Below are 22,736 nucleotides of genomic sequence, written 5' to 3'. Positions count from 1 at the left end.
GATGCCGGCCCGTGACCGGCTCCCTTCCGAGCCGCTCGGCACGGGGGTGTGGTTTGGCCGGCAATCTGAAACAGGCGACGTTGCAGGGCAGTTTCTGGCTCTTTCTGCGTTTCGCGGGCCGCCAGGGCGCCAATACGCTGGCCTTCTTTGTGATGGCCGCCCTGCTGGCACCTCAGGAGTTTGGGCTCGGATCGATCGCGGCGGCGGTCGGCTATGCGGTGCGTCCGCTGGTCTATCGGGGGTTCCGGGATGCTGTCATCCAGCATGCCGAAGCGGACCGCCTGGTAGACGCCACGGCCTGGTGGCTGAATGCGGGACTCGGGCTGGCAATCGGGGGCATAGTCGTCCTGGCCGGCCTCGCCGCCGGCGCGATTTCCGGCCAGGACGATCTGGCGGTCTTGCTGGTGGCCTGTGCGAGCATTCCCTTCTTCACAGGCATTTCTGCTGTGTCCGAGGGCCGGATCGAGCGCCGCTTCGAACAGAAGAGCCTTACCCTCGTCCAGTCGGTGGCTTCTGTTCTGGCGGCCATCGCCGGTATCGCAGCCGCGCTCGCTGGCTGGGGCGCTTGGGCCTTTGTCATCAACCGGGTCCTGGAATCAGCCCTGATCGCTGCGGGAATCCTGTTGCTGTCGCGCTGGTGGCCGGGTTTTGCCTTTTCAGCGCCCGCGGCGGTTCGCCTGTCGCGCATCGCCCTGCCGGTCATGATGACGGCGACCCTGGGCGGCAGTTTCGTGCATCTCTCCCTGATGATCGTGGGAGGCGTTCTGGGCACGGCGGCGGCCGGTTATTTCCGCGTCGCGACCCAAATCTATCAATTCCTGATCCAGACTCTGTGTGCTCCGGTTGTCCAGATGATCCTGCCGGCTTTTGCCCGGGCTCCGGAACGGGCCGCTGACCGCTATCCGGATGCGGTTGCGCTTCTGGCCCTGATCGCCTTGCCGGCATTTTTCGGTGCGGCGGCAATCGCACCGGACCTGCTGCCTATCCTGTTGGGGCCAGCCTGGGTGCAGGCGGGGCTGACAGCCCCGCTCCTGTGTTTCGGGATACTGGCCTTCATCCCCGCTTCGACGCTGGAGCCGGTCCTGATTGCCCAGGGCCGGGCGATGACGGCCTCGCTGCTGTCCCTGACCAATCTGGTAGCCGGCCTGCTCCTGATCCTTGCCGGATCGAGCTTCGGACTGTGGGCGGCTTCGGCGGGCTTTGCCCTGCGGGCGGTCTTTACCTTGCCCCTGTCGGCCTGGCTGGCCTCGGTTCAGCTGGGCGTGTCTGTCTCGCGCCTGGCACGCAGTTATGCTCTCGCTCTGGTGCCCGCCTTGATCATGTATGGCGGCGTGGTGGGGCTTTTGCGCATCCAGGCGGACTGGCCAGCCTGGCTGTCCCTGGCGGTGGCCATCGCACTGGGCGCGGGCATGTATGCACTGGTGACGCGCTTTGTCTCGGCCCGATTGTTTCCGGATGTCTATGCCATGGCGCTCGACTTTCTGCCGGCGCGCTTGCGGCGTTTTCTGGCCTAGCGCCGGGCCAGTCGCATGCCGATCATCACCACACCCCAAGCCAGGGCGAGACAGGCTCCCTTCACCATCAGCTCGATGAAGCCCTTGGCAAAATTATAGCCGAACCCGTCATAGACCATGATCACCGTGGCGTAGGCATAGATGGCGCACGCCGCGCCATTCTCGAGCATGCCGCGCACCAGGGTCGTGTAGAACAGGTTCATCATCAGGCCGAAGAAGAAGCCGACCAGCGGCACGCCGAACCAGCCGAAATTGATGAAGCCCTCCGCCGCCAGCCCGGCGGAATTGCCGCCACCCCGGCGTGCCAGCATGACCTCGGTACCCTGGAAGGCCTCCAGGAGGTGCATGCCGATCGTGCGGGGCTTGGTCGGCCATATCGTGCGCGGAATGATGACCCAGAACGGCTCCAGAAGGGTCGCGCCATACTGGTAGTCCAGTCGCTCCGGAATGGCGTCGATCGTCTGCGAAGAGGCGATGAAACCGCCCAGATTGAAGGCCCCGAATGCGCCATCCATCATCACCATGACCGGTTCGTCCCGCGCCATGGCGGCATAATTGGCATTGTGCTCATAGCGCCCGCTCGTGATCGCCGTGAAGGCGGCAGCCACGATCACCGCACCGCCCACCAGAGCAGCCTTGGGAACGCGCCGCGAACGCAGGAAGCCAACCATGCCCAGAATGATCAAAGCGAGCATGATGTCGCCGCGGACGGCCACATTGAATTTGAACATGGCATAGAACAGGACCAGGCCCAGCCCGGTCGCGAGGAGGAGGGGGCGGGTCAGCCTCTGTTGCCGGATGGAAATCCCGATCAGCAGGATGCCGATCGGAAACAGCCATTCGGCAATCTCCAGATACTGGCCGAAGGACAGCCGGGTGGCGCCTTCCAGGACCGCGCGGCGCTGGGGCTGGAAGGTCAGCAGATCGGCGAAACTGCCGCCCGTGCGGGTCATGTACATGACGAGGCCGAACAGGGCGATGCCGATCAGGGGCAGGACGGCCGTCAGGATCACCACACTCGGCGCCCGGTCGAAGACTTTCAGCGCCGACAGGTCCGGCACGCGAAGGCGCAATCGATAGGCTGTCACGAAAGCTATTGAGAAGATCAGCATCAACAAGGCACCGGCGACGAAGAAGGTCCCGTCGCGCCCCGCCAGGAACCATTTGATGTCCCAGGCCGGATCGGAGAGTGAAAAGTAAAGGTACCGGGCCGGCGTCGAGACCAGCATGACCAGGATCATCAGGGCGATCGGCGAGACCAGGGACGGGTAGCGCGACCGGATCAGGCCGAACACGAGCACCCCCATGGTCAGGAAATTGATCAGCCCGGTCAGGGCCCAGCCCGGGTCCGGGCGCGCTGCCGCTCCGATCAGACAGCAAACGGCTGACAGCAGGATCACGGTGAGGGCAAAGGGACGAACATAGATCGACAGCCAGCCGGGCGCTTTGCCGGCGGATGGGAGGGCAGGCGGGCTTGCGGCCGGGTGGATGGTCGCATCGGCCATCAGGCGGTCTCGTTCCGGCGCGTGGCCAATTCCTGCCGCAGCCAGTCGAGGGTTTCCTCGGACGCGGTCTCGAAACTGTCAGGGGCCTTGGGCGCGAGGCGTTTCAGCATCTCTCTCAGCCCGGCCGGAAGGTGGGGCTTGATGTGACGGGTATAGAGGTGGGAGCGGGCGAAACGGCCAGCCAGACCGGTCTGCATGCGCCGTCCGGAGGACGCATTGGACGCGCCCGACCGGATCGCATGGTCAGCGGGACAGGGAACGCCGAGGAAATCGCAAACCTGCTTTACCGTTCCCACCCGGTCCGCAATGTATTCGGCAAACTCCAGACGGAGCAGCTGGGCGGCATCAAAATGCTCCATCCAGGCGGCTTCCTGCATGTCGTAATCGCTGTAGTCGACAAAGCGCGGATCGGTTCTGAGAACCGTGTCGATCCCTTCCGGTCCGCACATGCCCATCGGCGCTTCATATCGATACTGGCTGAGCAGGCGGTCCAGAGGATCGCGGCGAATATAGATGAGTTTCAGGTCCGGCCCGAGCAGGCGGCGCGCGCGCTCGGCGACGCCGTCATGGGTCGGGCGTTTGGTGTAGGCCGTCGAGGCTTCCCCACGCTGGTCACCCTCCCGGGCACGGGCAAACAGGGTCCGGTAATCGGCTTCGACATCCTCCGCCCTGTCGAAGCGGACCAGCGTGTTGGGTTCCTTGTGGGACGACATGGCAATGCCGGGCACACCCGCCAGATCGTCGAACAGGGTCGTGGTTCCGGCTTTCATGGCACCGATGATCAGGAAGGTCGGCAGACGGGACGGGCTCATTCAGGGGCCTCCGATTGGCCGGCTTTGTGGGCCAGGGCTTTCCAGTAGGCCGCGACATGGGCCTCTGCGACGGTCTCGGCGGAGAAGCGGGACTGGGCGATTTCGCGTGACCGGCGCCCCATTCGGGCGCGCAGGTCCGGGTCCTTAACCAGCTGGCTCACGCTCCGGGCAAATCGGTTCCGTTCAAAAGGCTCGGCCTTCACCAGAAACCCGTTCTCGCCGTCCAGAACGGCCTCCCGCACCGATCCGACATCGGTCATGACGACCGGCAGGCCGCTGGCCATCGCTTCCAGCAGGGCCACGGGAATGCCTTCGGCCCGTGAGGGCATCACGAAAAGATCGAAGGCGGGCAGATAGTCTGCGACCCGGGATCCGGCATCGATGATCTGGAGGCGCCGGCTGTCGAGCAGGCCTCTGTCCCGGGCCGGGTCGAGCACGCTTTCCCGGTAATACGTCCGGTTCGAGTCCACCGCGCCGCCCAGAATGACGAAACGGGTCTGCTCCCGGTCCGGCAGGTCGTCCGCCAGATCCACAATCCGGTCATGGGCCTTCTGGTGCGTCTGGTTGCCGATCGTGCCAATGACGATTTCGTCCGCTGCGATTCCCAATCGTTGGCGGGCAGATGCGCGGCTTTCCGCATCGAAGGTGAAGCGGGCCGTGTTGATCGGGGCGCGAAATTCGACGACCCGGTCTGCATCGAACCGGGCAACACCGGGAAAGGCCTGACGGACTTGCGGACCGTTGACCATGATGACGTCGCTGGCCCGGCGGGCATATGGTGTCAGGATCCGGCGGGCCGGTGCTGGCAGGATATCGCTGTGGATCTGCCAGACCAGTGCCGTGCCGGCCTGTCGGCTGGCGAGCGCTCCCTGTACATGCTGCAGTCCGGCCAGCTGGAAAACCTTGGCCTGATGGGCTCGGGCCAGGGCCGCCAGGGCCTGCGGGTCTCGGAACAACCCGTTCAGAAAACGCCAGTGATGCGCCGGATTGAGACTGCGCCGGATGCGTGACTGGTCCAGGCCGATGGCATCCACGCCCAGGTCGGAAAAGCGTTCGAGAAGGTCACCGGTCGGCACAACCGGGCAGAGATTAAAGCCCCGATCACGAACAGCGGGGTGAATGGACGCAATGACAGCATGCAGCCCGCCCCAGGCGGGTGCCGGTAGCGGGGCCAGCACGGTCTGCAGGGCAGAGGTCGAGCCGCGCGCCATGGCTCAAGCCACTCCCAGGGCGTCGTCGAGCCGGTCGGTCATTGTGCCGTCGGTGCCTGTGTCGAGCGCAGCAGGAGCGGGCGACAAGAGCCCTTTGAGGGCGTGTCGCACGGCGTCGGCGTCCAGCGGCTGGTCACCGGCAAACCGCCAAGCCTCCGGCAGGTTCACCTGATCGGCAAAATCGCGAACCTTCCTGTTGTAGCAGACCACGGCGGTCGGGCGCCCGACCAGCCAGCTGACGACGGCCGCATGGAAGCGGGTGGCGACAATGCCCCGGCAGCGGGCGGTCTCCTCGATAATGGGCTCGATGTCACCGTCATAGGCAGCGAGATGGACCCGGTCCCGGCAGTCCGGTGCCAACATGTCCAGGAAAGCCTGCGCCGGATCGAAGTCATTCGGGCGCCCCGGCGCGGTCCAGTAGCAGAAGAGCGTCAATTGGAGGGATGGATCGGTGTCCATCGCATCGGATATGGCCTCGGCCAGTCCGGTCCAGAACTGGTTGGCCGACGCATCGTCGAGGAATTGTGACATGTCGAGAATGGACAGTCCGAGCCGGTTTTCCGGCTGCACGGCTTGGCCGACCCGGTTCAAATGATCACGGGCGAGAAAAGCCAGATCCTGGCCAACCAGGACCGGGGCGGTCGAACGCGGCAGAAGCCGCTGGACTTCTTCGGCGCTGGAAGTGTCGCGGACATGCAGGCTGGCGGCAGTGCGCAGGGCGAGACGGCTGGGTGCGCGGGCTGCCCGGGTCGAAAGCGGCCCGATGCCGACGCCGATCATGCGGACCGTCTTGCCCAGAAGACGGGCTAGGCCCAACAAGAGCGCATAGGCCCAAAGATGCTTCACATAGTTTCTGCGGATCTCGGCCTTGTAGGAATCGTGAAAAATGGTGCCGCCCGCCATGATGAATGTGTCGCACCAGACGAGCGCGGTGAGCAGCTGCCAAGGGCTCCGGGGTCGAACCGAGACGTCCGCGGGAAGAATGTCCGTCAGGTAGGGATCGCCGGTGAACACCCGGACTTCCCGTTCCGGAGAACACAAGCGACGGCACAAGGCGTTGATCATCAGGTCATCGCCAAAGTTGTGCCGGCCATAATAGCCGAGCAGTGCCATTCTGGATTTTCGGGGCATGTCTGTCCCCCGTCATCACCGGTTCGGTGGTTTCCCCTGTCGCCATTTGTGACAGCTATTTCGCAGTTGCACAACAATTTGCCGATGCGAGCCGAGATGCAAATTTATGCCCCATTTGCCAGGTGTTCCGCCCGACAGGTTAGATAATAATGCGTTGTTGAATCGATTTTCGGTCGAAAAATCGTTTTCATGATTGGGTTGACGGGGCCGGTTTTGGTGCTGATTCCACCGTATTTGTTGCGACGCAGCAACAGTTGGGGGCAAAACCGGAATGAGGGTTGATGATCCACGAAGCATCATTTCTCAAATCCCTCATGCTGCAGTAGCGTACCACGCAAGGTTTAGTGCGGCTTCGGCTTGGGGGAGCGTCATGACCAGCCAGTTTCGCAGTGAGACATTCGGCAAGCGCGACGACGCGGTGCGTCCGGCTGCCCGCGAAGCGTCGCCCATGAAAAGTGTTGCCAAGCGCACGTTGGATGTCGTGCTGTCCGGTCTGGCGCTGGTCTTCCTGTTTCCGCTCCTGGCTGTCGTGGCGCTCTGTATCCGCTTCACGGATCCGGGGCCCGTCCTGTTCGCGCAGGAGCGCATCGGTGCGCGCGGCCGCCGGTTCAAGTGCTACAAGTTCCGCTCCATGGTCGTGGATGCCCAGGAGCGACTGAAGGCGCACCTGGAAGCCAATCCGGAGGCCGCCAAGGAATGGGCGCGCGATCACAAGCTCCAGAATGACCCGCGGATTACAGGTATTGGCCGTTTTCTCCGCAAGACCAGCCTCGACGAGCTTCCGCAGCTGGTGAACATCTTGCGAGGAGACATGTCGATCGTCGGTCCTCGGCCGATCGTGGAAGACGAGATCAGCAAGTATGGCGCGGCTTTTTCGGCTTATGCGGCCGTTCGTCCCGGCCTGACCGGGGCTTGGCAGGTCGGGGGGCGCAGCGACACCTCCTATGATCTTCGGGTCCAGCTTGATGTCGATTATGTCGAGCGCTGGAGTCTCGGCCGGGATATCAAGATCGTCCTGCTGACCGTGCCGGCTGTTCTGCTCAACCGGGGCGCCGTCTGACCTTCTGATGCAAGGCGATCATCGTCTGGTTGCAAAAATGGGGATCTGAGAAGATTCCAGGGCGGCTATCTCTTTTGAAGGTACCTTCTATAGCAGGCATCGGCACGCCACGGATTCTCGGGTGGGCGTGACGGATTTTTAAGGACTACCCTCTAACGTTGTTGGTCTCGCTACTCAGAACGAGAGACTGAAAATGCCGGTTCCCAAGATCCAGTCCGAAGACTTTGCTGCCATGAATGAGGGCCCGAATTCTGCTTCGCGCCCGGACCATCTTCATGCCGATCTGGAGGACTGCGCACCGGTGGAAGCGGAGCCGCATCGCCTTCAAGGCGAGATCGCGTCGCGTTGGGGCGAGGTCGCGCCGGTCGATGAGCGCTGGACTCTCCGTCAGACCGCAGCCTTTTGCCTTGTGAGTTGTGGGTCGTTCTGGGCGGTCTCGATCTATGGTGTGCTCCACATCCTTGGCTGATGGCTTTGACCGACGGGCCGTTTGCCGGCCGGCTGCCGCGCAAACTGTGCCGAGTGGCATGGTGTGCCTTTGCCACGGCAACGCGTTTATGATGGTCTGAGCAGGCAGGTCCTCAGCCTGGCACGATAGGGGCGAAGTCCGGTCATGTTCCAAGCGCTCAAATCCCTGGTCCAGGGCCGATCGGCCCGCAAACCCTCCGAAATCGGACAGCTGACCTACGCGATCGGGGATATTCACGGCCGACGGGACCTGCTTCGCAAATTACTCGACCAGATCGAGGATGACCGGGATGGCGCATCCGCTGAGTACATTTTCCTCGGCGACTATGTGGACCGGGGCGATGATTCCGCCGGCGTCCTGTCCGACCTGATCCTGTTGGCGACCCGGCCCGATCTCCAGACCACTTTCCTGAAGGGCAATCACGAAGCCGCCATGCTGGATTTCCTGCGCGATCCGGCTGCCGGTCCCGAATGGGTGCAGTATGGCGGGGGTGAAACCCTGGCCTCCTATGGTGTGCGTGTGCCCCGCGGTGCGGAGGCGCAAGACCTCTCGGCTTGGTCGGCCTGTCGGGATTCGCTGGTGGCGCGGATGATGCCCGCCCATCGACATTTTCTGGGCCAGCTCAGCCTGACGGAGTTGCGGGGCGATTATCGCTTTGTGCATGCCGGCGTGGATCCGGCGCGGCCGATTGAAGAGCAGGGGGAGAAGGAATTCCTCTGGATCCGTGAGGCCTTTCTGGACAGTCACAAATCACTCGACGCGGTCATTGTTCACGGCCATACGCCCGAGGACGTGCCCACATCTGACGGAAGACGCATTGGTGTGGACACCGGCGCCTATCTGACGGGCCGCCTCACTGCAGTGCGTTTGCGGGGGCGCGACATCGACTTCCTGACGACCTGATTGTGCGCCGACAGGGCGGGCGCTGGATTGCTGCGAAAGGGAGCAGTCCCCGAACGCCTGCTCGTGCACGGAAACTTATAGTAAACGCATCGTGAATTCTTCTTGCGTAATTCTATGCAAATTATCGCAAAAACATACTAGTCGCCTCCGCTCAATCTAAACAAGTATTCAGTAGTGTCGCGCTCTCTTTCAGGAGGGTGCGTTCTTGTCCGGTTTTTGTGTTCCCCGTTTTGCGTCTTTCCGCGTTCTGATGGCTGCGGGACTGGCCCTGCTGGCCAGCGCCTGCGCGACGACCACCGGCCCTTCCTCGCCCTTCGCCATGGGCGTGGCCGCGTCGGCACCGGCCGGCCTTCTGGAATTGTGTGACAATGGCGGACTGGACTGCCCTGACCGGGGCGACAGAGAGGCTGAAGCCCCCGCAGAGGCGACAGGTGGTAGCGCGAAATCGGTGAGCTCCCGGTCACCCCGCATTGAGGATGGGTATCCGAACGCCAGCGCTTCCGCTCCGGCCACCGAGACGCGCATCGCCTTCGCGCGTTTCGCCGAGATCGAACGGGTCAACCGGATGGTCAATCAGAGACTGATCTGGCGCTCTGATCTGGAACAGTACGGGGTCGAGGAATTCTGGGCGTTCCCGATCCGTGCCGGGCTCGGCTATGGTGATTGTGAGGACTTTGCCCTGGAAAAGCGCCGGGGCCTGATCGAGCGAGGCTTCCCGCCTGCTGCACTGGCGCTGGCCACCGCCTATTCCGAAGAGACCGGCCTGCACGCTGTTCTCATCGTGCGTACAGAGCAGGGTGATTATGTGCTCGACAATACGACACCCTGGATTCTGCCCTGGCAGGAGACGCCCTATCGCTGGCTGACCATCCAGGCCGGGGAGAGCCTGACCGACTGGCGCCTGGTGGATGACCCGGCGGCGCCGACAGGCGACCCCGACACGCGGGCTTCCGTCTGATCCGCCTGTTTCGGCGGACTTTCGAGCCCCGGGACCGGGTTGGATTTTTTCCCGGTGTCAGGCAAGGTGGAAATTGTTGCGCTGCACACCTAACGGGAGGTTGTCGGCGCGCAATCGTCAGGGGGATCGGGTGAACAAGTTCATCATCTTGATTGCAATCGCAGTTTTTGCTGTCGCCTGTCAGACCACGGGCGCGGTTCCCGACCCGGGTGCCAACGCCCAGCCAGAGATCCAGCAAAGGGCTGAATACCGTTTGGGAACCGGCGATCAGGTCCGGGTGATCGTCTATAATGAAGAGTCCCTGTCGGGCGAATTTGTTGTCGACGGAAGCGGACGGGTCAGTCTTCCCTTGATCGGTCAGATCGATGCGGGCGGGCTCAGCCTCACCGAATTCGAGGATTCCGTCGAGTTGCGACTGTCCGATGGCTATCTCAATGATCCGCGCGTCAATGTCGAAGTGCTCAACTTTCGGCCCTTCTATATTCTGGGCGAGGTCGAGGAAGCGGGTGAATACCCCTACACGGACGGATTGACCGTGATGAATGCCGTGGCCACCGCCGGCGGCTTCACCTACCGGGCCAATACGCGGGTTGTGTATATCAAGCGGGACGGAACCGATCATGAAGTCGCGGTCAGTTTGACCCCCGGCACGCCGGTCAATCCCGGTGACACGATCCGTATCGCCGAACGGTATTTCTAGACTGATCCCGACGTGGCCGACGCCTTCCATACCGTGACCTGGCGGGCCCTGCCGGTCTGGATGGTGGCCGTGGCCCTGTTGCTCTACGGCGCGGACGAGCCGCTGGCGAGCCTGGTCCTGTTTTGGCCGGCGGCGCTTTTGGGTCTGGTCCTGGTCTTGCGCGGACGACCTGCACCCACGGCCTGGGAGCTTGCGGCCGGCTTTTGTCTGGCCGCAGCGGCACTGCTTCATGTCCTGACGCAAAGATGGCCGTCTGCAGCACCGGAAATGGCGGCCTTGTGCCTGTCCGCCGGTCTCCTGTTTGCCGTGCCGCGCCTGGCTCGGACGCGCCGGGCCATCACGCGCCTGATTGACTTGATCCTGATCCTTGCCGGCCTGATCGGCTTGGCGGCCTTCCTTGATTTTGTCATCGATCCGTCGACCCAGTGGGGCCGGCCCAGGCCCTTTCACGCAGGACGCTTGTCGGCCCCCTTCCTGTCGGCGAACACGGCCGCGACCTTTTATGGGGCCATTCTGATTTTCGCCGGCGCGCGCCTGCTTGAAGCCATGCGCCGGGATGTTCCGGCCTCATCGAACTCTGATCGCTTCGGCGAGCGGGCGCGATCCCTTTTGGTCCCGGTTTCGGTGCTGTTGGTGTGCGGTACAGATCTGTTTCTGAGTGCTTCGCGAGCCGGTATCAGTCTCGCCATGACCGGTCTCCTGGCGCTTCTGGTCTGGGACAGTCTGTCCCACTGGCGCGGCCGCCCGGGCGAAAAAAGCGCCCGTCAGGCTTGGGTGCCCACGGTTTTCGTCGGATTAAGCGGTCTTGTCTTCCTGATGTCCGGCACGCTCTACGCAAGCCGGCTGGAAGCGGGCCTTCTGGATCTGGCCGATCGGACATCCGCTTATGCCGCCTATTGGGATGCGCTCAGACTGCAACCCCTGTTCGGAGACGGGCTGGGGAGCTTTGCCTTCACCAATGATGTCATTGCGACGGCGGAGCAGGCTGCGGTTCTTCAGGATCAGGGCGCAGCGCATAACGTTCTCCTGCAATGGGGGCTCCAGACAGGCCTGGTCGGCACGACTGTGATGCTCACTTTCTTCGCGGCGATGATGGAAGGGATGCGCCGTGGTCTGAGCCGACGTCGCCGCCAGTGCACCCAGCTGCGGGCAGTCCTGGTCGTGGCCCTCTTCATGGCCGGACACGGCATGGTGGACTACGCCCTGGAAATCCCCGCCATGTCCGCTCTCTTGGCTGTCTGGCTCGGGCTCGGTCGCGCCATTCTCTGGCGCCCGCGGGGAGGGTAGCCGATGGTGTTTCGTGTGACCTCATCCTCAAGTGCAAAAATTTCCCGGGCGCTGATGGTCCTGCCAGTCCTGCTTTTGGCGGTCCTGATGGCGCCCACGACCCTGTCTTTCATGGGGGCAGCGCGAATTTCGGGACCGAGCCATGTTGCATTGCAGCAACAACTTGAAGAAGAAATGCTGCAAAATTTGACCTATTCTGAGCTTCTGGAGGCGGCCGATCAGGTGTTTTATGCCTTGCCAGAGCGGGCTGATCTGGCGATTTTCGCGCTCCAGCGATCTTTGGAATTCGAGAATCGAGACGGCGCAATCTGGGCGCGCCTGGCCTACGCGCATGCAGCAAATTCCGAGGGGTGGACTGATGATGCGTCGCACGCCTTGGCGGAATCCTATCTGAGAATGCCGTACGCGGATCGAGAATTCATGTTTTGGCGTTTGCGGTTAGCGGAATTCTACTGGCGGGACCTTCCAGACAGCCTCAAAGGGCCTGTGTTGCGGGAGGCCCGATTGGCGCCTGCGCCCTGGCGGCGCACCTATACCCCTGCGATCCAGGCGAGCCTGGATGACGGCAGCGCTGGGTGAGGTGCCGGATTCCGTTGCGTCAAGCAAAAATTCGCCGGCTCTGTTCGATGCTGGCTCAGGCCCGATACCGGCCCGTGGTCCGATTGAAGGCAATTTACGCTTCATCTACCTTAAATTTTGGAATTGGGCACATCAGCGGCACGTCCGGTGCGGCTGGGAATGCCTTGTCTGACACGCAATGTCTGGGTGGTGAGCATGAAAACCTTCAAGATGCCGAATTGGCGGGAAGCCATGACTGCAACCGCTGTTCTGAGTGCCCTCATGGCGCCGGTCGCCGTGTCGGCGCCGGCCTCCGCAGTTCAAGACGAAGCCCCCTCGGCCGAGGCGGTAGCGGAAGCGGTCCAGGCGGCGTTGGACGCACTTCCTGCGGATGCGACCGAAGCTGAAATCCAGGCGGCCATGGATGCTGCGATTGCGAGCACCGGTGCCGATCCGGCCACGGTCGCCCAGGCCATGAGCGTTGTGGCCGCCAACAACGCCTCCAATCCGGCAGTTGTGGCCGCAGCCAACTCGACCGCCTCCGCCGCCACTGGCGGCAATGCCGGCGGTGGTACGGGTGGCAGTGGTGGATCGTCCGGGGGTGGCACGCCGGCCCCGCCTCCTCCGCCACCGACCACGCCGGGTGGCGGAACGTCGGATTACTGATTTCCGGGAGGGCGGGCTCTGCTCGCCTGGACCGGCTTGGCCTCCGGGCGGTTTGTCCCCCGGATAGCGCGGACTTCTTGGGGGATTGTGGATGTCGCGAACACTCAGCCTTGCTGTATTGGGGCTCATCTGGACGGCGGTTGGCACGACAAGTGTCCAGGCGCAGGATGAAAGCCTGTTCATGCGCGACCGGAATACGGCCGTTATGGAGCGCGAGCGCCCGGAATACACGTCGGACGGCATCCAGAAAGGGGCGTTCATTTTCAATCCCGCCCTGACTGTCGGTCTCGAGTTCAACGACAACATCTATGGCGCGTCGAGCTCCGAAGAGAGCGACATCATCGGGATTTTCAATCCGGCGATCGACGTTTCAACCACCTGGTCCCAGCACTCCCTTTCGGGAAATCTGACGGCGACGCGCCGCGAGTATGCGGACTTCAACGATGAGAGCGTCTGGCATCTGCAAGGTAGCGCCATGGGGCGCCTCGACATCGTTCGGGGCACGTTCGTGGAAGCCAATGTGTCCTATGCCGACCTGACGGAACCGCGCACCAGTGCCGGTGCGGCCAATACGGCGGCTGAGCCGATTGCCTACACGACGGACCAGATCGGGCTGAAGGGCGAACGCGAAATGGGCCGGACCAAATTCCAGCTCGGCGTGACCCGCAGCGGTTTCGACTATGAGGACGGCATTCTGGTTGGCGGCGGTGTTGCGGATCAGGATTTCCGGGATCGCAGTGAACTCGTCTACACGATCCGAGGTGATTACGCTGTCAGTCCGGCGACCTCCCTGTTTGCCAGGGGGCGCTTCAATACCCGCGAATACGACCTTACACCGCCCGCCGCGCCTCTGCTTCGGGATTCCGAGGGGTATATCGCGGATGTCGGGGCCGATTTCGACATCGGCGGCGTGGCCCGGGGCAGTGTGGCCGTGGGCCATATCGAGCAGGACTATGGGGACGCCGGCCTGCCCGACATCGACGGCTTCAGCACCGATGTTGTCGTTGATTGGTTTCCGACCCAGCTGACGACCGTGACCGGTACCGCGTCCCGAGGTGTGTTCGACGCGGCTGTTGCCGGTAGCGGGGGCTTCTTGGGAACCGCGTTCGGCATCAATGTGGATCACGAGCTGCGCCGGAATGTCGTGGTGTCGGCAGGCGTGACCTGGGGCACGGACGAATATTTCGGGATCGACCGTCAGGACGATCGCTGGTCCGCGACCGTGTCGACGACCTGGTACATGAACCGGAATGCCGGTGTGCGCGCTTCGGTGGCACACTTTGAACAGGAATCGAGCGGTACCGATGGAAATCAGGATTTCAGCTCGAATGTCGTTGCGGTGAGTCTCGTCCTCCGTCCATGACGATTGGGCCGATGATCGGCGCAATGAGGCTTGGCGGGGCAAGGTGATAGAGCGGCCTGCCGCAATTCCGGTGTAGTTATGACGCGAACCCTTGATGCGGCCAATCCCCAGTCCGATGGTGAAATGTTCGATCTGGGGGCGATGATCACGGTCCTGCGCCGTCGGATGTGGACCCTGATTTCGTCTGGCGTGCTTGTTTTCCTCCTGGTCGCCCTCGTGACGCTCCAGCTGACGCCGCGTTATACGGCCGTCGCCCAAGTCGCGATCGAGGTCCGGCAATCCCAGGTCATGGATTTCGAGGCCGTCATGTCCGGCTTGCCCCCGGACTCGGCGGCCGTTGACACCGAAGTGGAAATCCTGCGAAGCCGGCAATTGGCCAGCGCTGTCGTGGACCGGCTGGGTCTGGTCAATTATCCCGAATTTAATGCCCGGCTGCGGGAGCCAGGCTTCGTAGACGGGATCAAGGGCGTATTGCGGGGCATGGTCTCCGCCCTCGTGCCCCGGTCCGGGTCTGCAGATGATGATGCGGAAGAGGCTGCCCGTGACGGCGTCGTCGCGGCCTTGCTGGAGGCGACCAGTGTGCGTCGCGCCGGCCTGACCTATGTCATCAACATCGTGGCAACGTCCGAGTCGCCCACCTTGGCGCGCGATATCGCCAACGCCTATGCAGACCAGTACATCGTCAGCCAGCTCGAGGCGAAGTACGAGGCTACGGAACGGGCCAATGAGTGGTTGAATGCCCGGGTGGAAACCCTGCGCGACCAGGTCCGGGCCCGGGAAGCGGCCGTGGCCCAATTCCGCAATGAGGCGGGCCTGCTGGACGCGGAAGGGGCCAATATCACCGAGCAGCAAATCACGGATGTGAGTGCCCAGCTTGTTCTTCAGCGGGCCCAGCTAGCCGAGGCGGATGCCCGTCTCCGCAATCTGCGCCAGCAGCTTGATCGCGGCGCCAGCGCGGACTCCATCTCGGAGGTCCTGCGTTCGGACGTGATCCGGGACCTGCGGTCGCAACAGGCCGAGATTTCCCGGCGGCGTGGCGAGCTGAGTTCCCGCTATGGTCCGCGCCATCCGCAAATCCTGACCGTGGAACGGGAGCTGGCCGATGTTGCCAGTCAGATCGATCTCGAGATCCAGCGCATCGTCAACAATCTGGACAATGATGTCGATGTCGCGCGCGAACGCGTACGGTCGCTGGAGGCCAGTCTCGCGAGCCTTCGGGACGAACTCGCGGAGAATTACAGCGCCCTGGTCCGGCTTCGCGAACTGGAGAGGGAAGCGGAGGCTAGCCGCACCCTGTTCGAATCCATATTGGCCCGATTCCAGCAAACGTCCGAGCAGCAATCCCTGACGGAATCGGATGCCCGGGTCGTGTCGATGGCGGCCCAGCCGCGTCAGCCCAGCTCTCCCAATGTCATGTTGAACCTCGCCTTGGGCCTCGTATTCGGCGGGCTGGCAGGAATTGGACTGGTCGTGCTGCTGGAGGTCTTCGACAACGGACTTCACTCCGGGGGCGAGATCGAGGGCCGGTTGGGCCAGGCTCACATCTCGTCGGTGCCAAGAATCCACAGCGGCATGATGTCCGCTTTTTCCCGGAAACAGGTCTCACCTGTGAAGTATATCACGGAGAAACCGCTCTCGAGCTTTGCCGAGAGCTTCCGGAATATCCGGTCGGCGATCCGCCTGAACGCCATGGACGCCCCCATCAAGACCGTGGCGGTGACATCGGCCGTCCCGGGTGAGGGCAAGACAACCGTGACCGCCTGTCTGGGGCAGGTAGCGGCCCTTGCAGACAGCCGGGTCCTGGTGATTGATTGTGATCTGCGCCGGCGTTTGCTGACGCTGGAAGTCGCCCCGGATTCCGAGGTTGGCCTTCTGCAGGTGCTGAGCGGTGATGCGTCCCTGTCTGATGCCATCCGGCATTTGGATGCGACCGGTCTGGATGTCCTGCCCCTGTCGGCGTCCCAATTTACGCCCAAGGATGTTTTTGGCAGCTCAGCCTTTGGCGAACTCCTTGCGACGGTGCGCAATCAGTATGATCTGGTTCTGCTCGATACGGCTCCGGTTCTGGCCGTCGCGGATACTGCCGCCATCGTCAGCCAGGTGGACGCCACGATTTGCGCGGTCCGCTGGCGCAAGACGCCTGTCAGCCTCAGCCGGATGGCCCTGTCGGCGCTTGAATCGGCCAAGGCGCGCATGCTGGGTGTGGTTCTCAATAATGTCGATCTGAAGGCCCAGGCCCGCTACGGCTATGGCGGGGGCTATTACGGCTATTATCAAGCTTACCAGAAGTATTACAGTCAGTAGGCTTTCGTGGCTCGGGCTTCAGGCCAGGCACCACAGGCCCGTGCAGATGCCGAAAAAGACCTGCATGGCCAGGTCCAGCAATCCGGTCACGACCAGCAGCGGCAGGCCGACATAGAGCACGACCAGCGCGACCGCCATCAGGGTCGGGCGCGGTTCGGGAATGCGGTGTCCCATAACGGTCTGAGCCTTCTTGGCGAACATGCCGGTCTCGTCCTTTGTCTGCCGGGTCTCGACTTCCGGGCCCGACATCCCTAACCCTTCGCGGGATGAAACTCGACCCTGAAATTCCCCGTCCGGTCTGGGATGCGGCGCTGGCCCAGACGCCCGCCGCCCTGCAGCAGGACTGGTGCTATGGCGAGGCCCTGAAGGCGCTGGGGGCGGATGTCCGCAGGGTCGGTCTGGTTGATGGCGGGGTGCTGATCGGGTTGGTACAATTCACCACGCGCCGGATTGGCGGTGTGGTTTCGCTGGCAGTTAGCACGCGGGGGCCCGTTTGGCTGGAGCCTGTGTCCGATGAACAGGCGCGTCGGGCCTACAAGGCGCTCAAATCCGGTCTCCTCTCCGCTTGGCCGCGGGTTACCCTGGTGACGCCCGACGAGACAGACCCGGTCGGAACGCGCCGGATGAAGCGCGTGATGACGGGCTATTCGACAGTGCTCCTGGGCCTGGACAAGCCCGATGACACGCTTCGATCCGAGCTGGACGGCAAGTGGCGGAACCGCCTGAATGCGGCTCAGAAAGCGGGATTCCAGGTTCGCGAGAACTCGACCAAATTGCCCCAATACCGCTGGCTTCTTGAAACGGAAGAGGGCCAGCGTCAATCGCGGGGCTATCAGGCGACGCCTGCAGCGCTGGTCCCGGCCTTTGCCGATGCCAAACAGGACCGGGACAGCCTCCTCATTCTGCGAGCCGATGAGGGCAAGGCAAAGACGGCGGCCATGATGTTTCTCGTCCATGGCTGTGCGGCCACCTATCATATGGGATGGGCCAGTGAGGCCGGTCGGAAATCGGGCGCCCACAATCGCTTGCTTTGGGCGGCCTTGGGGCGCTTGCGGGCGCGAGGTGTCCGGCAGCTGGATCTGGGCGGCGTGAACACGGTGTCTGGAGCGGGTATTGCCCGGTTCAAACTGGGCACGGGCGGTCGGCTGGTGACGCTGGGCGGAACCTATTTTTGATACGGAGCGCGCGCATGCTGAAACGGATGATCCAGGCTGGAGCGTGCAGCCTTCTTCTCGCAGCCTGTGGGGCGGAGACGGCGCTCCAATTCGAAACCGCGTCCGACGCGGATATCATAACCCTGTTCGGCGATGTGTCCCAGGTGGACCGGACCGGCATGGACCTGGTGACCGAACCTGTGTTCGCCAGTTATGGCCTGGACTTCCAGGCCGCCATGGGCCTGTCCCGCGACAGTCTTTTGGCGCTGGAACAGCATGAGATCACGGTCGATTTCCCGGCCGGTGGGGCCATCCGCACTTTCTCCGGTCCACGCCTGCAGGATGTGCTCGATCTGGCGCAGGCCGGTCGTGGCACCGTGACGCTGACGGCACTGGACGGGTATCAACGCACGCTGGATCGCGACCGGATCGGTCGCCATGGTGTCATTCTGGCCATCAGCATGGACGGAACCGGGTTGCCGCTGGGGGGCTTCGGTCCCGCCATGCTGGTCTGGCCTCGCCAGGATGATCCGGCCCTGGCCGGTCAGTCCGATGATGACTGGATCTGGAGCGTGTTCGCGATTGAGATCGGCGAAGCCGACTGACGGCTAGTCGCTGCGGGGCATGAGCATGCGCCGACCATCGGCGACCTGTATCTCCACGGCATGGGCGGGATCGGTCCCGTCCTGTTTGAACTCCAGCATGAAATCCACCGTGTCGGTGAATGCGAACCGGTGGTCTCCCAGGGCCAGCAAGGGCTCGGGCGGGCGGCCCTGCCGGGTGTAGATCAACTGTCCGTTTTCCGCCGAGAAACTGCGGATTCCATATTGGCCGACATAGAGGTCCAGCGTCGCGTCATCGAGCATTTGCGGGTTCATGGACGCCTGGAGCTGATCCGCGGCCCATTGCAGGTTCTCCCGCAGCAGAGCGTCCTCGGTCACAGCCATCAGGTCCTGATAGGCCTCGATACGGGCGCGTTCCAGCGCGGTATCGGCCGGCACCGGAATGTCCGGCGTGACACCCGTTCCTTCCCAATTGCTCTGGGTGATCGGATTGCGGGCTGAACCCGTCGACACAAAGATCCTGAAACCGCCCGGCACCGCGAACGTCTCGCCCGGATTGCCGGCGCCGTAGGTCGTCTCCCCGATGATGGTGGCGCGCTCCATGGCCTGGAGGTGATAGGGGAAAGCTTCGCCGGCGGACCCGGACCGACCGCTGACCAGGACGTAGAGCGGTGTGTCAGGCCGGAATCCGGACGGGTGGCTCGGCAGGGACCACATTTGGTTGGGATACTCATAATCCCGGGACACGAATGTATTGATCATGACCGGCTCGTTGGGGGCGAGGAAGTGGCTGATCAGGAACTGGACCATGGAGGGCGCGCCGCCCCGGTTCTCTCGCAGGTCGAAGATCACCGCATCCGTATTGGCGACGAAATCCAGCGCCGCGCTGGCCGTCTCTGCGGCCGGTTCGATCGGCGCGAACTGGTCAAGCCGGATATAACCGAGGTTTCCGGGCAGGATGGAGACATCGACGAAGCCGAAATTCTGTCGCCGCAGTGCGGCCCACGGGTCTTGCTGCGGGCCGGTTTCGGTCATCTCAGGCCGGGGCGCCTGCGGCGCGTCACCAGCGAAGCGGACGGCAAAATGGCGGTCCTGTTCGCGCAAGATCTGGGTCAATTGCTCGGCGAGGGATTCGGCATCTTCGCTGGAATTGAACACGCCGGCGTCGAGATCTGCTCGCAGATCATGCGCCAGTGCTTCAGCGCGGACCTCGTCGAAATATTCATCCTCGATGACCTGAGCGAGCGCATCGACTGCAGCGGAGCGTTCCGCCGGGGTCAGTGAAGTCTGGGCTTGCGCCGCGGCGCTGGCCAATACCGTCGCTGCTGCCAGACAGAGCGTTGAAATTCCGCCTAAATTTTTCATGCTTTACTCCCCGTGTCTTGCGGGAAGAGGAGCGCGGATAGAACGGGCTATCAAGTGAACTCGCGTTCAGGCCCTCGTAGCGTCACTGTCACATTACGCACAAAATCCCTTTGCGCCCTGCAAGCCCCCGCCTAAGGTGCCGCCTTCAGAAATGGGGTAAAGGGCCGCTTTCTGACGGCGTGATGCCACGGTGGGGCCGTGGCGGAGCAAAGTCTGGCAAGAAGAGCGGCCTCTCTGCAGCTGCCAGCGCAATACTGGGGATAGGTATGACCGCGAATTCCGCACCGATCGGAGAAGTGATTTCCAACGCAATCGGAACCTTGAACGGTTTCGTTTGGGGGCCGCCCATGCTGGTGCTGCTCCTGGGTACCGGCCTGTACCTGACCATCGGCCTGCGGTTCATGCCGCTGCGCAAGATCGGATTTGCCTTCGGCGAACTGCTGAAGGGCCGCAAATCCGAGGGTGCTGGTGATGTGACGCCGTTCCAGGCGCTCATGACGGCGCTGTCCTCCACGATCGGGACCGGCAATATCGCCGGTGTCGCCGTTGCGATCGCGATCGGCGGACCGGGTGCTCTGTTTTGGATGTGGATGACCGCGCTTGTCGGCATGGCCACCAAATTCTCCGAAGGCGTGCTGGCGGTGAAATACCGCGAGGTCGACGAGCAGGGCCGCCGGGTCGGCGGACCGATGTATTACATCAAGAACGGCATGGGAAAACGCTGGGTCTGGCTTGGCGGACTGTTCGCCTTCTTCGGCGTGATGGCCGGTCTGGGCACCGGGAATGCGATCCAGACAGCTGAAGTCGTCCGCACGGTCGGTGATACCTATGGCGTCGAATACTACATCACGGGCGGGGTGATCGCCCTGCTGGCTGGCCTGGTCATCCTGGGCGGCATCAAGCGGATCGCCAATGTGGCCGAAAAAGTCGTGCCGGCGATGGCGCTGTCCTACATCGCCCTGGGCCTGGTCGTGGTCGCGATCAATTACGCCGAAATCCCGAACGCTTTCTACCGGATCTTCTCGGCGGCCTTCGGCTTTGATGCGGCGGCCGGTGGTTTCACCGGGGCCATGCTGATGCTGGCCATGCAGCGTGGTGTTGCCCGCGGCATCTTTTCGAACGAAGCCGGTCAGGGTTCCGCCCCGATTGCACACGCGGCAGCCCAGAATGATGACCCGGTCGACCAGGGCATCATCGCCATGCTCGGCACCTTCATCGACACGATCATGGTCTGCACCATTACCGGTCTTGCCATCCTGACCTCGGGCGTGATCCCGGAAGAGTGCAACGCCTTCCTGATCGCCCAGTCGGGCATTACGCCGGAGGCCTGCGATACAGGCGCCCGGATCACGACGGCGGCCTTTGCCGATGCGCTACCGGGTTTCGGTGATCACTTCGTCACCATTTCGCTGTCCCTGTTCGCCTTCACCACCATTCTCGGCTGGTCCTACTATGGCGAGCGCTGTGCGGAATACCTGTTCGGCGTGAAGATCATCCTGCCCTTCCGCCTGCTGTGGATTGCCATGATCCTGTGCGCGACCTTCCTGCTCTATGCTGGCGAGAACGTCACTGCCCTGATGAACACGATCTGGCTGTCGACGGATACGCTGACGGGCTTGATGGCTGCGCCGAACCTGATCGCCTTGGCGGTTCTTTCGCCGATCATCTTCAAGGCGACGAAGGAATACTTCGACAAGCTGGAAGCCAAATCCGGGGAAGCCGGGGGCGGCAAGGCCGAATAGGTCCTGTTTCCGGGCAAAGTAGAGGCCTCGCCTTCGGGCGGGGCCTTTTCTTTTTCAGGATTGCTGTGCGTGGAACAGGCGTTTGCCCAGGCTGATCAGGGCCAGCGCGAGAAGAATACCCAATCCGTCGGCGACCAGATCGGCCATGGAAGCGTGACGCCCCTGGCCCATATTGGCCTGGGCCAGTTCAATGCCCAGACCGTAGGCCAGCAGGCTCAGGCCGCCCAGCCAGCGCGGCAGTCCCGGAAAACTGACAACTATCAGAAATGTCAGTGCGACAAAGGCCGCCAAATGTTCGACCTTGTCGGTGCCCAGCCAGCGCGTCGTGACGGCGCTGGCGGGTTGCAGCGCGAGATCCGTGATGACGACCAGAGCGATCACGAGCAGTAATCGCGCACCCCAGCGCAGTGCCATGTCTGGACGAGCGGCGCGGGTGTTTCTACTTTCCCCTGTCACTTTTCGGGACGGATCTGCCATGACTTCCTTGCTCAGCGATATCGATCTTCTGGCTCAGCCACGCATCAACTGGACACGCGAAGAAGCGGGGGCCATCTATCGTGCCCCGTTCAATGATCTGATGTTTGCGGCCCAGTCCGTGCACAGAAAGGGCCATTCGGCCAATCACGTGCAAACCAGCCAACTCCTGTCAATCAAGACGGGCGGTTGTGCGGAGGATTGCGGCTACTGCAACCAGTCTGCCCATTTCGACACCGGTCTGGCCGCGTCCAAGCTGATGCCGCTGGATGAGGTTCTGTCGGCGGCCGAGAAGGCCAAGGCCGGCGGGGCAACGCGCTTTTGCATGGGCGCCGCCTGGCGCGAGCTCAAGGCGCGCGATGAAGACAAGATCTGCGACATGATTTCCGGCGTGAAGGCGATGGGCATGGAGACCTGCGTCACACTCGGCATGCTGTCCGATGGCCAAGCCGAAAAACTGCGTTCTGCCGGCCTGGATTACTACAACCACAATCTGGATACCGCGCCGGAAGACTATGGACGTGTCATCTCCACACGGACCTACCAGGACCGTCTCGATACGCTGGCGCGCGTGCGCGGTGCCGGCATCCATGTCTGCACCGGCGGCATTGTCGGCATGGGCGAGGACGAAGCGGCCCGCATCGGCCTTCTGACCGAGCTGGCCTGCATGGAACCGCATCCGGAGAGCGTGCCGATCAACCATTTGGTCGGCGTGGCGAATACGCCGCTGGGCGACAGCGAGCCGCTCGACGGGATCGACTTTGTCCGCACGATTGCGACGGCCCGCATCCTGATGCCGAAATCCATGGTGCGCCTCTCGGCCGGCCGTGAGGGCATGAGCAAAGAGCTTCAGGCGCTGTGCTTCCTCGCCGGGGCCAATTCGATCTTTGTCGGTGAAGAGCTTCTGACCACCCCGAACCCGGAACAGCGCGAGGATTTCGATCTGTTCCAGACCCTGGGGATCGAGCCGATGGCCATGCCGGCCGCCGAGTAGGCG

22 protein-coding genes are annotated in these 22,736 nt (G+C 62.9%); 15 read left to right on the top strand and 7 right to left on the bottom strand.

The genetic code is table 11. From position 1 onward, the window contains the following. Window positions 1–53 precede the first annotated feature (53 nt). Window positions 54–1,514, top strand: a complete 1,461-nt coding sequence (locus tag FCS99_RS12740) for an oligosaccharide flippase family protein (RefSeq protein ID WP_171036368.1) — start codon at window positions 54–56, stop codon at window positions 1,512–1,514. Here FCS99_RS12740 and FCS99_RS12735 read toward each other — a convergent pair. Genes FCS99_RS12735 through FCS99_RS12720 form a run of 4 tightly spaced genes read right to left on the bottom strand, consistent with a single transcriptional unit; the run spans window position 1,511 to window position 6,173 of the window. Beyond that, window positions 1,511–3,019 (bottom strand): O-antigen polymerase, encoded by a 1,509-nt coding sequence (locus tag FCS99_RS12735; RefSeq protein ID WP_138513127.1) that lies wholly within the window; start codon window positions 3,017–3,019, stop codon window positions 1,511–1,513. The two genes, FCS99_RS12740 and FCS99_RS12735, sit on opposite strands and share 4 nt — an antisense overlap. Further along, the gene (locus tag FCS99_RS12730; protein WP_138513125.1) at window positions 3,019–3,831 is read right to left on the bottom strand and encodes a sulfotransferase family protein; all 813 of its coding nucleotides are present in this window, start codon (window positions 3,829–3,831) and stop codon (window positions 3,019–3,021) included. The genes FCS99_RS12735 and FCS99_RS12730 overlap by 1 nt, the downstream gene beginning before the upstream one ends. Continuing rightward, complete coding sequence (locus FCS99_RS12725) at window positions 3,828–5,042, bottom strand: glycosyltransferase family 4 protein (RefSeq protein WP_138513123.1); 1,215 nt, start codon at window positions 5,040–5,042, stop codon at window positions 3,828–3,830. The genes FCS99_RS12730 and FCS99_RS12725 overlap by 4 nt, the downstream gene beginning before the upstream one ends. A 3-nt stretch (window positions 5,043–5,045) precedes the next feature. Next, complete coding sequence (locus tag FCS99_RS12720; RefSeq protein WP_138513121.1) at window positions 5,046–6,173, bottom strand: polysaccharide pyruvyl transferase family protein; 1,128 nt, start codon at window positions 6,171–6,173, stop codon at window positions 5,046–5,048. 370 nt (window positions 6,174–6,543) lie between these two features. Here FCS99_RS12720 and FCS99_RS12715 point away from each other — a divergent pair, with 370 nt between their 5' ends. From FCS99_RS12715 to FCS99_RS12670, 10 genes are all read left to right on the top strand, one after another. Continuing rightward, the gene (locus FCS99_RS12715) at window positions 6,544–7,233 is read left to right on the top strand and encodes a sugar transferase (RefSeq protein WP_233352814.1); all 690 of its coding nucleotides are present in this window, start codon (window positions 6,544–6,546) and stop codon (window positions 7,231–7,233) included. A 193-nt stretch (window positions 7,234–7,426) separates the two neighbouring features. Next, the gene (locus FCS99_RS12710; RefSeq protein ID WP_138513119.1) at window positions 7,427–7,702 is read left to right on the top strand and encodes a hypothetical protein; all 276 of its coding nucleotides are present in this window, start codon (window positions 7,427–7,429) and stop codon (window positions 7,700–7,702) included. Between the two features lie 144 nt (window positions 7,703–7,846). Then, complete coding sequence (locus tag FCS99_RS12705) at window positions 7,847–8,605, top strand: metallophosphoesterase family protein (RefSeq protein ID WP_138513117.1); 759 nt, start codon at window positions 7,847–7,849, stop codon at window positions 8,603–8,605. A gap of 205 nt (window positions 8,606–8,810) precedes the next feature. Further along, window positions 8,811–9,563 (top strand): transglutaminase-like cysteine peptidase, encoded by a 753-nt coding sequence (locus FCS99_RS12700; RefSeq protein WP_138513115.1) that lies wholly within the window; start codon window positions 8,811–8,813, stop codon window positions 9,561–9,563. 130 nt (window positions 9,564–9,693) lie between these two features. Further along, window positions 9,694–10,263, top strand: coding sequence for a polysaccharide biosynthesis/export family protein (locus FCS99_RS12695; protein ID WP_233352812.1), 570 nt, complete (start codon window positions 9,694–9,696; stop codon window positions 10,261–10,263). Between the two features lie 12 nt (window positions 10,264–10,275). Next, complete coding sequence (locus FCS99_RS12690) at window positions 10,276–11,550, top strand: O-antigen ligase family protein (protein ID WP_138513112.1); 1,275 nt, start codon at window positions 10,276–10,278, stop codon at window positions 11,548–11,550. Between the two features lie 3 nt (window positions 11,551–11,553). Further along, window positions 11,554–12,129 carry a hypothetical protein gene (locus FCS99_RS12685; RefSeq protein ID WP_138513110.1) on the top strand — a complete coding sequence of 192 codons (576 nt, stop codon included), beginning with the start codon at window positions 11,554–11,556 and terminating at the stop codon, window positions 12,127–12,129. 195 nt (window positions 12,130–12,324) lie between these two features. After that, window positions 12,325–12,774 (top strand): hypothetical protein, encoded by a 450-nt coding sequence (locus FCS99_RS12680; protein WP_138513108.1) that lies wholly within the window; start codon window positions 12,325–12,327, stop codon window positions 12,772–12,774. Between the two features lie 91 nt (window positions 12,775–12,865). Next, on the top strand, window positions 12,866–14,137 hold the full coding sequence (locus FCS99_RS12675; protein ID WP_138513106.1) for an outer membrane beta-barrel protein: 1,272 nt from the start codon (window positions 12,866–12,868) through the stop codon (window positions 14,135–14,137). 78 nt (window positions 14,138–14,215) lie between these two features. Continuing rightward, window positions 14,216–16,441, top strand: a complete 2,226-nt coding sequence (locus tag FCS99_RS12670; RefSeq protein ID WP_138513104.1) for a polysaccharide biosynthesis tyrosine autokinase — start codon at window positions 14,216–14,218, stop codon at window positions 16,439–16,441. 18 nt (window positions 16,442–16,459) lie between these two features. Here FCS99_RS12670 and FCS99_RS12665 read toward each other — a convergent pair whose 3' ends face one another. Continuing rightward, entirely contained in the window at window positions 16,460–16,690 is a 231-nt protein-coding gene (locus tag FCS99_RS12665; RefSeq protein ID WP_233352811.1) for a hypothetical protein, read from the bottom strand. 17 nt (window positions 16,691–16,707) lie between these two features. Between FCS99_RS12665 and FCS99_RS12660 the strand changes: the two genes are divergently transcribed. Beyond that, entirely contained in the window at window positions 16,708–17,616 is a 909-nt protein-coding gene (locus tag FCS99_RS12660; RefSeq protein WP_138513102.1) for a lipid II:glycine glycyltransferase FemX, read from the top strand. Between the two features lie 14 nt (window positions 17,617–17,630). Then, a complete protein-coding gene (locus FCS99_RS12655) occupies window positions 17,631–18,200 on the top strand; it encodes a hypothetical protein (RefSeq protein WP_138513100.1) in 570 nt (189 codons plus the stop codon). 3 nt (window positions 18,201–18,203) lie between these two features. Here the strand turns inward: FCS99_RS12655 and FCS99_RS12650 are convergent, their stop codons facing one another. Continuing rightward, window positions 18,204–19,523: a S41 family peptidase gene (locus tag FCS99_RS12650; protein WP_138513098.1), complete on the bottom strand. Its 1,320-nt coding sequence runs from the start codon at window positions 19,521–19,523 to the stop codon at window positions 18,204–18,206. A gap of 266 nt (window positions 19,524–19,789) precedes the next feature. Here FCS99_RS12650 and FCS99_RS12645 point away from each other — a divergent pair, with 266 nt between their 5' ends. Next, a complete protein-coding gene (locus FCS99_RS12645) occupies window positions 19,790–21,265 on the top strand; it encodes an alanine/glycine:cation symporter family protein (protein ID WP_138513096.1) in 1,476 nt (491 codons plus the stop codon). 54 nt (window positions 21,266–21,319) lie between these two features. On the opposite strand, the gene FCS99_RS12640 is transcribed toward FCS99_RS12645, so the two are convergent. Further along, window positions 21,320–21,679, bottom strand: a complete 360-nt coding sequence (locus FCS99_RS12640; protein WP_138513094.1) for a VanZ family protein — start codon at window positions 21,677–21,679, stop codon at window positions 21,320–21,322. A gap of 61 nt (window positions 21,680–21,740) precedes the next feature. Between FCS99_RS12640 and bioB the strand changes: the two genes are divergently transcribed. Next, window positions 21,741–22,733: a biotin synthase BioB gene (bioB, locus tag FCS99_RS12635; protein WP_138513092.1), complete on the top strand. Its 993-nt coding sequence runs from the start codon at window positions 21,741–21,743 to the stop codon at window positions 22,731–22,733. The last annotated feature ends 3 nt before the right edge of the window (window positions 22,734–22,736 follow it).

The sequence above is a fragment of the Maricaulis alexandrii genome, from assembly GCF_005871165.1.
GTDB classification, from domain to species: domain Bacteria; phylum Pseudomonadota; class Alphaproteobacteria; order Caulobacterales; family Maricaulaceae; genus Maricaulis; species Maricaulis alexandrii.
Note: the sequence above shows the minus strand (reverse complement) of the source record. Positions and strands in the feature narration are given on the sequence as shown.